The organism is Mycobacterium cookii (assembly GCF_010727945.1).
GTDB classification, from domain to species: Bacteria; Actinomycetota; Actinomycetes; order Mycobacteriales; family Mycobacteriaceae; genus Mycobacterium; species Mycobacterium cookii.
Genome location: NZ_AP022569.1, coordinates 1443110 through 1457218 on the forward strand (window position 1 = coordinate 1443110; position 14109 = coordinate 1457218).

Here is a 14109-nt window from a genome sequence, read left to right on the forward strand (position 1 = left end):
GAGCCGCTTCAGGACTGAGTGGCCTCGATGCGCTCCAAGCGTCCCTCGGTGTAGGACGCAATCTGATCGACGATGACGCGCAGGCGCGCGCCGTCGTCGGACGCGGCGTTGAACGCCGGCACGAAGATCGGGTCGAGGCTGTTGGGTGCCGCGGCCAGTAGCGCGTTCGCGACCCGGTGGATGCGTTCGCGTTGGCCGGCCTGGATGTTCTGGTGTCGCGGGTCGGACATGATGAACTGCAGCGCGAGAGTCTTGAGCACCGCGACCTCGGCGCGCACCACCGCCGGCACCGACAGCTCGGCCTGGTAGCGGGCCAGCGGTCCGGGGCCGGCGACCGCCTGGGTGGCCGCGATCGCCGCCGAGGCGAACCGGCCGACCAGCTCACTGGTCAGCCGCTTGAGCGCGACCGCCGCCGTCAGCGTCGCGTCGTACTTGCCGACTGCGACGACCGCCGGGAGCCCCGACAGCCGATGCGCGGCCGCGGCCAGGTCGTCGGCCCGCATCCCGGCGAAGTCGCGTTCACCGAGCTTGGCCAGCGCGGCGGCATCGTCGTCGTCGGCGAGCACGCGCAGGTCGATCCGCCCGGAGACGACGCCGTCGTCCACGTCGTGCACCGAGTAGGCGACGTCGTCGGCCCAGTCCATCACTTGAGCCTCCAGGCAGGGCCGATCTGCCGGTGCGCGGTCCCGGACCCAGCTCGCGGCCGCACTGTCGATGTCGTAGAAGCCGAACTTGCGGCGATGCCGGTCGCGGGTCCACGGGTATTTCGTGACCGCATCCAGCGCCGCCCGGGTCAGGTTCAAACCGACGCTACGTCCTTGACCGTCAAGGACTTTGGGCTCCAGCACGGTGAGTATCCGGAAGTTCTGCGCGTTGCCCTCGAAGCCACCGTGCGCCGCCGCGAACTCGTCGAGAGCCTGCTCGCCGTTGTGCCCGTACGGCGGGTGGCCGATGTCGTGGGCCAGCCCGGCCATGTCGACCAGGTCGGGGTCGCAGCCCAACCCGATCGCCATCCCCCGCCCGATCTGGGCGACCTCCAGCGAATGGGTCAGCCGCGTGCGGGGGGTATCGCCTTCGCGCGGCCCGACGACCTGCGTCTTGTCGGCCAGGCGGCGCAGCGCGGCACTGTGCAGGACCCTGGCGCGGTCACGGGTGAAGTCGCTGCGATGCTGACCTTCGGTCCCCGGCAGGCCCGCCGTCTTCGGCGGTTCGGCCACCACCCGTTGGCGGTCGAAATCGTCGTAGGGGTCGCGCGCAGTCATCGACGCCTAGTCTGCCAGGACTGTTCGTGACCGCCATGCAGTGGATGAGCCGGATTGTCCGGCCTGTCCTTCGGCCCTAGGGCCGGGATCGTCGCCGGGACTACATTGTCGAGCATGCGCACTGTCCGCTCGGTCGCCGTGTTCGTCGCAATGCTGATCACCGCGTTACTGGTGGCACCGTCGGCGGCAGCACAGCCGCCGTTCCGGCTGTCCACCTACATCACCGACGACGCCGGAGCGCTGAACGGCGCCGGCCGTGCCGCCATCGCTTCGGCCACCGGCAAGCTCTACTCCGATCGCCGCGTCCAGTTGTGGGTGGTCTTCGTCGACGACTTCTCCGGACAGCCGGCAGTCAGCTGGGCACAGAACACCCGCAGCGCCAGCGACTTGGGCGACTTCGACGCCGTGCTCGCGGTGGCGACGGTCGACCACTCCTATGCATTCCTGGTGCCGAACCGGGTGAAGACGATCAGCGCCGGGCAGGTGGACGACCTGCGGCGCAACCAGATCGAACCCGCGCTGCGACGCGGTGACTGGAGCGGAGCGGCGGTGGCGGCGGCCAACGGGCTCGACCGGGGTCCGGCGCCGACGAGCTCGGCGCCGCTGCTGATCGGGTTGGGCGTGATCCTGGCCGCGGTGATCGCCTTGTACGTGGTCATGCGCTACCGGCACCGTCGGCGACGGGCGGCCGAGCTGGCCGCGGCCAAACGGGTCGACGCCACCGACGCCGACGCGCTGGCGGCGCTGTCGCTGGGCGCTCTCGACGACCTGTCCCGCTGGAAAGTCGTCGATGTCGACAATGCGGTGCGCACCAGCGCCAACGAGCTGGCGCTGGCGGTCGAGGAGTTCGGCCAGCAGCGCACCCAGCCGTTCAGCAGCGCCGTTGACAGCGCCAAAGCTGCGCTGGCGCAGGCTTTCACCGTCCGTCAGCAACTCGACGACGCGATACCGGAGACGCGGGAGCAGCGCCGTGAACTGCTGACCGAGGTCATCGTCTCCGCGGCGCGGGCCGATCGCGAACTCGAGTCGCAGCGTGAGGCATTCGAGGAGATGCGCGACCTGGTGGTCAACGCACCGTCGCGTCTCGACGCCCTGACCCAGCAGATTGTCGACCTGACCGCGCGTATCGAGCCCTCGGAACAGCGAATGACCGAGCTGCACAACGAATTCGACTCCGCCGCGCTGGCCTCGGTCGCCACCAACGTCACGACCGCCAAAGATCGCCTGGCGTTCGCGGACCAAAACCTCAGCCGCGCACGCGATCTGGCGGCCAAGCCGGTCGGCGGTGAGCAGAGCGCCCTGGTCGACGCGGTGCATGCCGCAGAATCGGCGCTGGGGCAGGCCCGCTCGCTGCTCGACGCGGTTGACGGCGCCGCCAACGACATTCGGCACGCGGTGGCCACGCTGCCGACACTGATCGCCGACATCCACGCCGGCCTCGGCCACGCCGACGCCACGTTGCAGGACGGGAAGAAGACGAAGACACCGAATCTGCGTGACCTGGTCGCCGCCCGCGACGCGGCGGCCCGTGCCCTCGACACCGCACGTAGCAGCGGCTCGGCCGATCCGCTCGGCTCGTTCACCGCGTTGACCAACGCCAACGCCGAATTGAATCGGCTGCTCGCCATAGTCGCCGAGGAGCAGGCCACCGCCGAGCGCCTCAACCGGACACTGGAGCAGGCGTTGTTCACCGCGCAGTCGCGGGTGCATGCGGTGTCGGAGTACATCGACAACCGCCGCGGCAGCATCGGACCCGAAGCCCGCACCCGTCTGGCCGAAGCGAATCGACAACTGGAAGCCGCGCAGGACAAGCGATCCGATGCGGTGAGCGAAGCGATCACCCACGCCAACAACGCCGCCAGGCTGGCCGCGCAGGCCCAGTCACTGGCCGAGGGCGATGTGCAGTCCGCCCAGCGCGCGTACGCCGGGCGCTACGGCGGAGGCGACAACATGGGCGCGATGATGGGCGGGATCATCATCGGCGACATGCTCAGTGGTGGCATGCGAGGCGGGTTCGGCGGCGGCTGGGGTCCGACGTCGTTCGGCGGCTCGTCGGGTTCCTTCGACGGCGGCTTCATGGGTGGTGGCGGGCGGTTCTGAAGCCGGACAGAGAACGGCGCGGCAGCTCACCACGCCCTAGTGTGCTGCCGCGCCAAGTCTCGATAGGTTAACCGCGTTCACCGATAGTATTGGTCGCGTGCCGAATAGTGAAGAAGATCGCGAAAATTCTTCAAAACTTTGATGCTTGACGCGACCAGCGGCTAGCAACCGCGCAGTCGGGCACCCAGATAATCGGTCACCGCGTCGATACCGACCCGCTCCTGCGTCATCGCGTCCCGCTCCCGGATCGTGACGGCGTGGTCGTCGAGCGAGTCGAAATCCACCGTCACGCAATACGGGGTGCCGATTTCGTCCTGACGGCGGTAGCGCCGGCCGATGGCGCCGGCGTCGTCGAAGTCGACGCTCCAGTACTTGCGCAATTCGGCGGCCAGATCGCGGGCCTTGGGGCTCAGGTCGGCGTGCCGGGACAACGGCAGCACCGCGGCTTTGACCGGCGCCAGCCGCGGGTCGAGCCGCAACACGGTCCGTTTGTCAACGCCGCCTTTGGCGTTGGGCGCTTCGTCCTCGTGATAGGCGTCGATCAGGAACGCCATGAACGAGCGTGTCAGACCGGCCGCGGGTTCGATGACATAGGGCGTGTAGCGGGTGTCGTTGACTTGGTCGTAGTACGACAGGTCGACGCCGGAATGCTTTGAATGCGTGGACAAGTCGAAGTCGGTGCGGTTCGCGACCCCCTCGAGCTCACCCCACGGGTTGCCCGAGAAGCCGAACTTGTACTCGATGTCGACGGTGCGGTCGGAGTAGTGCGACAGCTTGTCCTTCGGGTGCTCGTAGAGCCGCAGGTTCTCCGCATCGATGCCGAGTTCGACGTACCAGGCCAGCCGGGTGTCGATCCAGTATTGATGCCACTCGCGGGCGGTGGACGGCTCGACGAAGAACTCCATCTCCATCTGCTCGAATTCGCGGGTGCGGAAAATGAAGTTGCCCGGCGTGATTTCGTTGCGGAAGCTCTTGCCGATCTGACCGATGCCGAACGGCGGCTTGCGGCGTGACGTCGTCACCACGTTGGCGAAGTTGACGAAGATGCCCTGAGCGGTTTCGGGCCGGAGATAGTGCAGGCCCTCCTCGGTCTCGATCGGGCCCAGATAGGTCTTGAGCATCATGTTGAACTCGCGCGGCTCGGTCCACTCGCCCTTGGTGCCGCAGTCCGGGCACACGATCTCCGACATCGGCACCGAGTCTGGATCTCCACCCTTTTTGAGGGCGTAGGCCTCCTGCATGTGGTCCTGGCGATGCCGGTGGTGGCAGTTCAAACACTCCACCAGCGGGTCGTTGAACACTTCGACGTGCCCGGAGGCGACCCACACTTCGCGCGGCAGGATGATCGAGGAGTCCAGGCCGACGACGTCGTCGCGGCCGGTGACCACCGAGCGCCACCACTGCCGCTTGATGTTCTCCTTGAGCTCCACGCCCAGCGGCCCGTAATCCCACGCCGATTTGGTGCCGCCGTAGATTTCGCCGGCGGGATAGACCAGGCCGCGCCGTTTGGCGAGGTTGACGACGGTGTCGATGACGGACGCCACGAGGTGCTGACTCCTGATGTTGTGAAATGCGGACGATCCGTCATCGTAGCGATCAACCGCGCGCTTTTTGACATGCGTGATTATGCATGTGACAGTGGATGCAGTATGTCTCCCTCAATTCCGGCCGCAGCTGACAGCGACGAGCTGGTCGGCGAGCACCAGCACAGCGCTGCCGCAGAGCTGCCGGCGCCGCCGCCGCGGGAAATCCTCGAGGCCGCCGGCGAACTGCTGCGCGCGCTGGCCGCGCCGGTGCGGATCGCGATCGTCCTGCAGCTGCACGAGTCGCAACGCTGCGTGCACGAGCTGGTCGACGCGCTGGGCGTGCCGCAGCCGCTGGTCAGCCAGCACCTGAAGATCCTGAAGGCCGCGGGCGTGGTCGCCGGAGAGCGGTCCGGACGCGAGGTGCTGTACCGGCTGGCCGATCACCACCTGGCGCACATCGTGGTCGACGCCGTCGCGCACGCCGGCGAGGAAAAGCCGTGACGTCTCAGGCCCAGGCCGGCGTCCGGGCCACCCGGCAACGGGCGGCCATCGCGGGCCTGCTGGACACCCTCGACGAATTCCGTTCCGCCCAGGAGCTGCACGACGAGCTGCGCCAGCGCGGCGAGAACATCGGCCTGACCACCGTTTACCGGACGCTGCAATCGATGGCCTCGGCCGGCATGCTCGACACGCTGCGCAACGACACCGGCGAATCGGTCTATCGGCGTTGCTCTGACCACCATCACCACCACCTGGTGTGCCGAGTGTGCGGGTCGACCGTCGAAGTCGGCGACCACGAAGTCGAGACGTGGGCGGCGGAGGTCGCAGCCAAGCACGGATACTCCGACGTCAGCCACACCATCGAGATCTCCGGCACCTGCTCGAACTGCCGCAGCTGAGCTAACCGGTCAACGCCCGGCGGATGTCCGCGCCCTTGTCGAGCACCATCAGAATCAGCGTTTGCAGCGCGTCATCACTGAGGCCGCCGCCGGGAAAGTTGTAGCGCAACAACACATCTGCGGACTTGCTCGAATTGCGTTTGGTGGCGGGGTCGGTCGGCTTCTCCACCAGCGAGATCGATCCCAGCAGGATACCGCGCGACTGTTCGGCCGCGATGTCGCGAATCTTCTTGGTCAGCAACAGATCCCACGCCACGATTTGCGTCAGCGACACCAGGTCCAGGCCGTCGGTGATCGACACCACCCGCAGCGACGCGATGGTGCCGCCTTGATGCACCGTCAAGGCGCCGTCGGATTCTTCGTCGACGGGCAACACCTCGGAGAGCACCGTGAGCAACTGCTCCTGCAACGACGGCATCAGCGTTGATCCCCCATCAGGCCGTCCCGAACCGTCGGTTACGCGATGCGTATTCTTCGCACGCGGCCCAAAGATGCCGACGGTCGTAGTCCGGCCACAGCGTGTCCTGGAAGATGAATTCGGCATATGCCGCTTGCCACAGCATGAAGTTGCTGGTCCGCTGCTCACCTGAGGTCCGCAGCAGCAGGTCGACGTCGGGGATGTCGGGGCGATGCAGGTGCCGGGCCACGGTCGCCTCGGTGACGCGCTCAGGGTCAAGCCTGCCCGCGGCCGCTTCGCGCGCGATATCCTTTGCGGCTTCGGCGATTTCAGTCCGGCCGCCGTAGTTCACGCAGTAGTTGACGGTGATCACCTCATTGTTCCTGGTCAATTCCTCGGCCACCGCCAGTTCGTTGATGACGCTGCGCCACAGCCGTGGCCGCGAGCCCACCCAGCGGATCTTGACACCCATCTCGTTGAGGTTCACCCGCCGTCGACGCACGACATCGCGGTTGAACCCCATCAGGAAACGGACCTCGTCGGCGGAACGCTTCCAGTTCTCCGTGGAGAACGCGTACAGGCTCAGCCATTTGATACCGATTTCTATTGCACCGCAGACGATGTCGATGACGACCGCCTCGCCCATCTTGTGGCCCTCGACGCGGGGCAGCCCGCGCTGGGTGGCCCAGCGGCCGTTGCCGTCCATCACGATCGCGATGTGATTGGGCAATTGGTCGGCCACGATGCGCGGAGCGGACGCCTTGGAGATGTGTTGCGGTGGGCGGCGCGGCCCGCCGTCCGGCGACGGCGGCAATGCCGGGAAAACCACCGGCCACGTCGACGTGTCGGGGAAGACCGGATAATCGTCTGGCGCCGGGGCGAGCTGCGGGAAGTCGAGCTTCCGCTTGCGCTCAGCCCTCCGCTCTGAGCGGCTCACCCGGCTCGTCCCCATGCGCCACATCCTGCCTGACCAACGCTATGCGGCGGTCCAGCAGGCTCTGATCCAGCACATCCACCCGTCGCATCCGCTCGACGAGCGGCAGTGTTCTCAGCTGCCGCTCCAAGTGCCATTGCAGGTGAGCGGCCACCAATCCGCTGACGTGACTGCGGGCCGATTGCGGGATGGCTTCGGCACCTTCCCAGTCGCCGTCGCGCAGCGCCGACATCAGATCCAGCACGCCCATCGGTGGCGTCGTCGCACCGGCGGGGCGGCAGTAGCCGCAGACGCTGCCGCCCGCGGCGACGTGAAACGCCCGGTGCGGGCCCGGTGTGGCGCAGCGTGCGCATTCGGTCAGCGCCGGGGCCCACCCGGCGATGCTCATCGCGCGCAGCAGGTAGGCGTCCAACACCAGCTCGCGGGGCCGGCTGCCGTCGGCCACCGCCCGCAGCGCGCCCACCGTGAGCCGGTGCAGTTCCGGCGCCGGCGCCCGCTCCTCGCCGGCGAGTCGCTCGGCGGTTTCCAGCATGGCGCACGCCGAGGTGTACCGGCCGTAGTCGCTGACGATGTCGGTGGCGAACGCGTCCAGCGAGACGACCTGCGTGACGATGTCGAGGTTGCGGCCCGGGTGCAGTTGCACATCGATGTGTGCGAACGGCTCCAGCCGCGCGCCGAACTTGCTGCGGGTACGACGGACGCCCTTGGCCACCGCGCGGACCAGCCCGTGGTCGCGGGTGAGCAGGGTGACGATCCGGTCGGCTTCGCCGAGCTTGTGCTGGCGCAGCACCACCGCTCGATCTCGGTACAGCCGCATGGATATCAGTTTGTCACCGCACTGCGACGGCGCCTTGTACCCGCGCCGATAATGTCTGTACCGATGAGTAACTCGCAGCTATCCCGCTTCCCCACGCTGACCGACCAGCTTTATCAACTGGCCAGCGGAGAAGTGACCTCGGACGAGCTGGTTCGCCGCTCGCTGCGCGCCATCGGCCACAGCCAGTCCACGCTCAACGCCTTTCGCGTCGTGCTCACCGAGTCGGCGCTGGCCGACGCCGCCGCGGCGGACCGGCGACGCGCCGCCGGGGACCTCGCCCCGCTGCTCGGTGTGCCGATCGCGGTCAAAGACGACGTCGACGTCGCCGGGTCGCCGACCTGGTTCGGCACCACCGGTAACGTCCGGCCGGCCACCGAGGACGCCGAAGTGGTCCGCCGGCTGAAGGCGGCCGGTGCGGTGATCGTCGGCAAGACCAACACCTGCGAGCTGGGCCAGTGGCCGTTCACCAGCGGACCCGGATTCGGCCACACCCGCAATCCGTGGTCGCGCAAGCACACCCCGGGCGGATCGTCGGGTGGTAGCGCGGCCGCAGTGGCCGCCGGGCTGGTAACCGCCGCGATCGGCTCTGACGGGGCGGGCAGCGTGCGCATCCCGGCGGCGTGGACCCACCTGGTCGGCATCAAGCCGCAGCGTGGACGCATCTCGACGTGGCCGCTGCGCGAAGCGTTCAACGGCATCACCGTCAACGGTGTGCTGGCCCGCACGGTCGCCGACGCGGCGCTGGTGCTCGACGCGGCGTCCGGCAACGTCGACGGCGACCTGCACAAGCCGCGGCCGGTCACGGTGTCCGAACACGTCGGCATCGCACCGGGCCCGCTGCGGATCGCGTTGTCGACGCGGTTCCCGTTCACCTTTTTCGGCGCCCGGCTGCATCCGGAGATCAAGGCCGCACTGGAGTCCGTCGGCGACCAGCTGCGGCTGCTGGGCCACAGCGTGGTGTCGGGCAACCCCGATTACGGCCTGCGGTTGTCGTGGAACTTCTTGTCCCGGTCCACCTCCGGGCTGCTGGACTGGGCTGACCGGCTGGGCGACGGTGTGGAGTGGGATTCCCGGACGCAGGCGAACATGCGCGTCGGCCGGGTGCTCTCGCAGTCGATTCTGCGCAAGGCCCGCGCGCAGGAGGCGGCCGATCAACGCCGGGTCGGCTCGATCTTCCGCATCGTGGACGTCGTGCTCGCGCCGACCACCGCGCAGCCGCCACCGCCGGCGCACGCCTTCGACAAGTTGAGCGGTCTGGGCACCGACCGGACCATGATCGCCGCCTGCCCGGTGACCTGGCCGTGGAATGTGCTGGGCTGGCCGTCGATCAACGTCCCGGCCGGCTTCACCTCCGACGGTTTGCCGATCGGCGTGCAGTTGATGGGCCCGGCCAACAGCGAGCCGTTGCTGATCTCGCTGGCCGCCGAGCTGGAGGCGGTGTGCGGCTGGTCGGCCAAGCAGCCGACGGCCTGGTGGAACACCGGCTACGACATCCCGCCCGTTACGGCGTCAAAAACCTAGTCTGCCAAGCTGTTTGGGGTCACGCTGCCAATTCTTGGCTACTTTGACACGCAGATCCAGAAAGACCTTGGTGCCCAACAATTTCTCGATCTGACTGCGCGCTGCGGTGCCCACCTCGCGCAGCCGTGCCCCGCCTTTGCCGATCACGATGCCCTTCTGGCTTTCCCGCTCGACATACAGCAGTGCGTACACGTCGATCAGGTCGTCACGACCCTCACGCGGAGTGACCTCGTCGATCACCACCGCCAGCGAATGCGGCAACTCGTCCCGCACGCCTTCCAAGGCAGCCTCCCGGATGAACTCGGCCATCAGGACCTCCTCGGGTTCGTCGGTCAGCTCGCCGTCGGGGTAATAGGGTGGTCCGACCGGCAGCGCGGCGGCCAAAACATTTGTCAGCAGGTCGATCTGCTCACCGGCAACTGCCGACACCGGCACGATCTCGGCATCACCGAGGAGTTCGCTCACCGCGACGAGCTGGGCAGCGACCTTGTCCTTGGCTATCTTGTCGATCTTGGTGACGACGCCGATCAATGTCGTTCTGGGCGCGGTCGAACGGATCTGCTCGACGATCCACCTGTCCCCCGGTCCGATCGCCTCGTCGGCGGGAATGCACAAGCCGATCGCGTCGACTTCGCTGTAGGTGTCGCGCACCAAGTCGTTCAGCCGCTTGCCCAGCAAGGTGCGCGGCCGGTGCAGCCCAGGGGTGTCGACGAGGATGATCTGGAAGTCGTCGCGGTGCACGATCCCGCGGATCGTGTGCCGGGTGGTCTGCGGACGGCTCGATGTGATCGCCACCTTCGAGCCGACCAGCGCGTTCGTCAGCGTCGATTTTCCGGTGTTCGGCCGGCCGACGAAACATACGAAACCGGAACGGAATTCAGTCATGGTCCGCAGTCACCACTTCCGCCCGGCGCAGCAAAACAGTACCGATTCTGATTCGCCCGCGGTGGTCGGGTCCACCCTCGGCATGCAGCAACAGCCCATGCGAGATCACCTCTGAGCCGGGTAGCGGCACACGGCCCAACTCCAGGGCCAGCAGCCCGCCGACCGTATCGACGTCGAGGTCCTCTTCGAATTCCACATCGAACAGCTCACCGACATCTTCGATCGGCAGTCGCGCCGATACCCGGAACTGGTTGTCGCCCAGGTCTTCTACCGGCGCGACCTCGCCTGCGTCGTACTCGTCGGCGATCTCACCGACGATCTCCTCCAGCACGTCCTCGATTGTCACCAGCCCGGCGATCGCCCCGTATTCGTCGACCAGCAACGCCATGTGGTTGCGGTCGCGCTGCATTTCTCGCAGCAGCGCATCCAGGGGCTTGGAGTCCGGCACGAACACCGCCTGGCGCATCACCTTCGCGACGGGTGTGTCACGCCCACCGGCGGATGAGTAATACGCTTGCTGGACACAGTCTTTCAGGTACACGACGCCGACGATGTCGTCGACGTTCTCACCGATCACGGGAATGCGGGAGTGCCCGCTGCGCACCGCGACCGACGTCGCCTGGTCGGCGGATTTGTCGCTCTCGATCCAGATCATCTCGGTGCGCGGCACCATCACCTCGCGGGCCGGCGTATCGCCGAGTTCGAACACGGACTGGATCATTCGGCGCTCATCGGCGGCCACCACGCCGCGCTGCTGTGCCAGGTCGACGACCTCGCGGAGTTCGATTTCCGACGCGAACGGCCCGTTGCGGAAGCCGCGACCCGGCGTCAGCATGTTTCCCAGCACCACCAGGAGCCGAGTGAGGGGGGCCAGCAGCACCGAGATCGCTTGCAGCGGTAGTGCTGACACCAGTGAGATCGAGTAGGCGTTCTGCCGCCCGAGCGTTCTCGGGCCGACACCGATCACGACGAAGCTGGTCACCACCATGATCGCCGCGGTGGCGAACAGCGCCCAATCGCGGCTCACGTTGCGGTAGAAGTAGGCCGCCAGCAGCACGGTCGCAGTGACCTCGCAGACGATCCGCAACAACACGACCAGATTGACGTAGCGAGGACGGTCGGTCATCACCTTGGCCAGCCGTACCGCACCTGGGCGATCGTCGCGGACCAGCTCCTGCACCCGCGCCATCGACACCGTGGCGAGCGCGGCGTCGATGGCGGCGAACAGGCTGCCCAGACAGATCAGCACGATCGCGCCGAGCAGTGGAGCGGGGCTGTTCAATTGTCGAAATGCCTTGACTTGTCGAGTAATCGCCGATCGCGTTCGATCTGGCGTTCCTTGCGGTAGAACTCGACCTGGTCGGCGACCCACTCCTCGAGCAGCCGCCGCTGCAAGGTGAACATCTCTTTCTCTTCGTCCGGCTCGGCGTGGTCGTAGCCGAGCAGGTGCAGCACGCCGTGGATCGTCAGCAACGCCAACTCGTGGCCCAGCGTGTGACCGGCGGCAGCGGCCTGCTCGGCGGCGAACTCGGGGCAGAGCACGATGTCGCCGAGCATCGCCGGTCCGGGTTCGGGAGCATCGGGGCGGCCGCCCGGTTCGAGCTCGTCCATCGGAAAGCTCATCACGTCGGTCGGGCCGGGTAGGTCCATCCAGCGCATGTGCAGGTCGGCCATCGCCGCGGTGTCCAGCAGCACCATCGACAGCTCAGCGGCCGGATTGACGTCCATCTGGGCGATGACAAACCTTGCGACGCTGACCAATTCGGATTCGGAAACGTCGATGCCCGACTCGTTCGCAACCTCGATAGTCAATGGCGCCGCTCCTCCCCATCGCTTCGCTCTGCATCGTCGCCGGCGCGAGTCAATGGCGCTCCGTCACCGGCGGCGAGCGCTCGAGGCCCGCCGCGCTGCCCGGTTCATCGCCAAGCCGGGCTCTTCGTACCGCGCGTAGGCGTCCACGATTTCCGAGACCAGCCGATGCCGGACCACGTCGGCACTGGTCAACTCCGCGATGTGAATGTCGTCGATGCCGTCGAGAATGTCGACCGCCGCGCGTAGACCCGACCTGGCTACACCGGGCAGGTCGATCTGCGTAACATCGCCGGTGACAACGACTTTCGAGCCGAAGCCGAGCCGGGTGAGAAACATCTTCATCTGCTCGGCGGTGGTGTTCTGAGCTTCGTCGAGGATGATGAACGCGTCATTGAGGGTCCGGCCCCGCATGTACGCCAGCGGCGCCACCTCGATCACCCCGGACGCCATCAGCTTCGGGATCAGCTCGGGATCCATCATGTCGTGCAACGCGTCATATAGCGGGCGAAGATACGGGTCGATCTTCTCGCTCAGCGTTCCGGGCAGAAAGCCAAGGCGCTCACCCGCTTCCACGGCGGGCCGGGTCAAGATGATCCGCGAGACCTGTTTGCTCTGCAGCGCTCTGACCGCCTTGGCCATTGCCAGGTAGGTCTTTCCGGTCCCGGCCGGCCCGATCCCGAACACGATGGTGTGGGCGTCGATCGCGTCGACGTAGCGCTTCTGGTTCAGCGTTTTGGGCCGAATCGTCTTGCCACGGCGCGCCAGGATGTCGAGGCTGAGCACCTCGGCCGGCGATTCGTTGCCCGTGCCGGTGAGCATGGCGACGCTGTGGCGTACCGCCTCGGGGGTCAGCGACTGGCCGCCGGCGACGATCGCGACGAGTTCAGAGAGCACTCTTTCGGCGAGCGCGACGTCGGCGGGCTCGCCGGTCAGCGTCACCGAGTTGCCGCGCACATGCATGTCTGCGGCCAGAATGCGCTCGAGTGCACGCAGGTTTTCGTCAGCGGAGCCGAGCAGGCCCATGACGAGGTCGGGCGGAACGTCGATGCTGCTGCGGACTTGAGATGTCGACGTATCAGCAGCGTTGGTCTCGCGGGGCGTCACGTGGGTACTACTGCCTGCTTTCTGCGATGTGGCGTGGTGGGCTCGGACGACTCAGTCTACCGCCGGGCAGTTGGCAAACCCAATGGTTAGCCGCCGTCGGGCAGCTCCCACCGCGGCGTCAGCACCCCCAGGGCGCCCAACGCGACGGCCGCCGCCGTCGACGTGCGCAGCACGGTCGGGCCCAGCCGGACGGCGACGGCGCCGGCATCGGCCAGCGCGGCAAGCTCGTCGCGGGCAATTCCGCCTTCGGGGCCCACGACCAGCACCAGTGACTTTGCCTGCGCCAGGGACAGATCCGCGAGCCGCTCGCCGGCCGACTCGTGCAAAACCAACACCGTCGCGCCTGATGCCACCGCGTCGCTGACCCGCTGGGTCAGCGCCTCGGTCGACAGCACGCCCTCCACCGATGGAATGTGCGCGCGGCGGGACTGCTGCGCGGCGGCCCTGGCGACCGCACGCCAGCGTCGCAAACCCTTCTCGGCGCGGGGCCCTTCCCAGCGGGCCACGCAACGCGCAGCCCGCCACGCCACGAAAGAATCCGCGCCGGCCTCGGTGGCCAACTCGATCGCCAGCTCGGAACGCTCGGTCTTCGGCAGCGCCTGAACCACCGTCACCGGCGGCTGAACCGACGGGATGTGCCAACGGTCCAGCACCCGGGCGTGCAGCCCGTCGCGGTCGGTGTCCTCGACCGCACAGCGGGCCAGACCACCGGTGCCATCGCCCAGGATCAACGTCTCGCCGCGGCGGATGCGTCGGACGGTGGCGGCGTGGAATCCGGCGTCGCCGTCGACGACGGCCAGCTCACCGGTCTCGGGGAGCGCGTCGATGTAGAACAGTCCAGCCATGCCTGGC

At 67.4% G+C, this 14109-nt stretch carries 14 protein-coding genes; 4 read left to right on the forward strand and 10 right to left on the reverse strand.

Features of this window, described 5'->3' with window-relative positions; translation table 11 throughout:
• Window positions 1-8: 8 nt before the first annotated feature.
• Entirely contained in the window at window positions 9-1262 is a 1254-nt protein-coding gene (locus G6N27_RS06990) for a deoxyguanosinetriphosphate triphosphohydrolase (RefSeq protein WP_163775681.1), read from the reverse strand.
• A 114-nt stretch (window positions 1263-1376) separates the two neighbouring features.
• Here G6N27_RS06990 and G6N27_RS06995 point away from each other — a divergent pair, with 114 nt between their 5' ends.
• Entirely contained in the window at window positions 1377-3362 is a 1986-nt protein-coding gene (locus tag G6N27_RS06995; RefSeq protein ID WP_163775682.1) for a TPM domain-containing protein, read from the forward strand.
• Between the two features lie 161 nt (window positions 3363-3523).
• Here G6N27_RS06995 and G6N27_RS07000 read toward each other — a convergent pair whose 3' ends face one another.
• On the reverse strand, window positions 3524-4924 hold the full coding sequence (locus G6N27_RS07000) for a glycine--tRNA ligase (protein ID WP_372512936.1): 1401 nt from the start codon (window positions 4922-4924) through the stop codon (window positions 3524-3526).
• Between the two features lie 54 nt (window positions 4925-4978).
• On the opposite strand from G6N27_RS07000, the gene G6N27_RS07005 reads away from it, so the two are divergent.
• Entirely contained in the window at window positions 4979-5389 is a 411-nt protein-coding gene (locus G6N27_RS07005) for an ArsR/SmtB family transcription factor (protein WP_372512932.1), read from the forward strand.
• Window positions 5386-5787, forward strand: a complete 402-nt coding sequence (locus G6N27_RS07010) for a Fur family transcriptional regulator (protein ID WP_163775685.1) — start codon at window positions 5386-5388, stop codon at window positions 5785-5787. Before G6N27_RS07005 ends, G6N27_RS07010 begins: the two co-directional genes overlap by 4 nt.
• Window position 5788: 1 nt before the next feature.
• Here G6N27_RS07010 and G6N27_RS07015 read toward each other — a convergent pair whose 3' ends face one another.
• The 3 genes from G6N27_RS07015 to recO are packed head-to-tail and all read right to left on the reverse strand — an operon-like array spanning window position 5789 to window position 7935.
• Complete coding sequence (locus tag G6N27_RS07015) at window positions 5789-6205, reverse strand: hypothetical protein (RefSeq protein WP_163775686.1); 417 nt, start codon at window positions 6203-6205, stop codon at window positions 5789-5791.
• 16 nt (window positions 6206-6221) lie between these two features.
• Entirely contained in the window at window positions 6222-7136 is a 915-nt protein-coding gene (locus G6N27_RS07020) for a decaprenyl diphosphate synthase (RefSeq protein ID WP_163775687.1), read from the reverse strand.
• Entirely contained in the window at window positions 7096-7935 is an 840-nt protein-coding gene (gene recO / locus G6N27_RS07025) for a DNA repair protein RecO (RefSeq protein ID WP_163775688.1), read from the reverse strand. The genes G6N27_RS07020 and recO overlap by 41 nt, the downstream gene beginning before the upstream one ends.
• A gap of 51 nt (window positions 7936-7986) precedes the next feature.
• Between recO and G6N27_RS07030 the strand changes: the two genes are divergently transcribed.
• Window positions 7987-9456, forward strand: a complete 1470-nt coding sequence (locus tag G6N27_RS07030; RefSeq protein ID WP_163775689.1) for an amidase — start codon at window positions 7987-7989, stop codon at window positions 9454-9456.
• On the opposite strand, the gene era is transcribed toward G6N27_RS07030, so the two are convergent.
• The 5 genes from era to G6N27_RS07055 form a co-directional block, all read right to left on the reverse strand.
• The gene (era, locus tag G6N27_RS07035) at window positions 9445-10341 is read right to left on the reverse strand and encodes a GTPase Era (RefSeq protein ID WP_163775690.1); all 897 of its coding nucleotides are present in this window, start codon (window positions 10339-10341) and stop codon (window positions 9445-9447) included. The genes G6N27_RS07030 and era overlap by 12 nt on opposite strands.
• Window positions 10334-11623, reverse strand: a complete 1290-nt coding sequence (locus G6N27_RS07040) for a hemolysin family protein (RefSeq protein WP_163775691.1) — start codon at window positions 11621-11623, stop codon at window positions 10334-10336. Before G6N27_RS07040 ends, era begins: the two co-directional genes overlap by 8 nt.
• Window positions 11620-12153 carry an rRNA maturation RNase YbeY gene (ybeY, locus tag G6N27_RS07045; protein ID WP_163775692.1) on the reverse strand — a complete coding sequence of 178 codons (534 nt, stop codon included), beginning with the start codon at window positions 12151-12153 and terminating at the stop codon, window positions 11620-11622. Before ybeY ends, G6N27_RS07040 begins: the two co-directional genes overlap by 4 nt.
• Window positions 12154-12216: 63 nt before the next feature.
• Window positions 12217-13257, reverse strand: a complete 1041-nt coding sequence (locus G6N27_RS07050) for a PhoH family protein (protein WP_163775693.1) — start codon at window positions 13255-13257, stop codon at window positions 12217-12219.
• Between the two features lie 86 nt (window positions 13258-13343).
• The gene (locus tag G6N27_RS07055) at window positions 13344-14102 is read right to left on the reverse strand and encodes a 16S rRNA (uracil(1498)-N(3))-methyltransferase (protein ID WP_163775694.1); all 759 of its coding nucleotides are present in this window, start codon (window positions 14100-14102) and stop codon (window positions 13344-13346) included.
• Window positions 14103-14109 lie beyond the last annotated feature (7 nt).

Bases quoted from the DNA above. Each gene is read 5' to 3' on its own strand.
- G6N27_RS07020 (WP_163775687.1), bottom strand. From the start codon at position 7,136: ATGGGGACGAGCCGGGTGAGCCGCTCAGAGCGGAGGGCTGAGCGCAAG.
- recO (WP_163775688.1), bottom strand. From the start codon at position 7,935: ATGCGGCTGTACCGAGATCGAGCGGTGGTGCTGCGCCAGCACAAGCTC.
- era (WP_163775690.1), bottom strand. From the start codon at position 10,341: ATGACTGAATTCCGTTCCGGTTTCGTATGTTTCGTCGGCCGGCCGAAC.
- G6N27_RS06990 (WP_163775681.1), bottom strand. From the start codon at position 1,262: ATGACTGCGCGCGACCCCTACGACGATTTCGACCGCCAACGGGTGGTG.
- G6N27_RS07005 (WP_372512932.1), top strand. From the start codon at position 4,979: ATGCGTGATTATGCATGTGACAGTGGATGCAGTATGTCTCCCTCAATT.
- G6N27_RS06995 (WP_163775682.1), top strand. From the start codon at position 1,377: ATGCGCACTGTCCGCTCGGTCGCCGTGTTCGTCGCAATGCTGATCACC.
- G6N27_RS07055 (WP_163775694.1), bottom strand. From the start codon at position 14,102: ATGGCTGGACTGTTCTACATCGACGCGCTCCCCGAGACCGGTGAGCTG.
- G6N27_RS07030 (WP_163775689.1), top strand. From the start codon at position 7,987: ATGTCTGTACCGATGAGTAACTCGCAGCTATCCCGCTTCCCCACGCTG.
- G6N27_RS07015 (WP_163775686.1), bottom strand. From the start codon at position 6,205: ATGCCGTCGTTGCAGGAGCAGTTGCTCACGGTGCTCTCCGAGGTGTTG.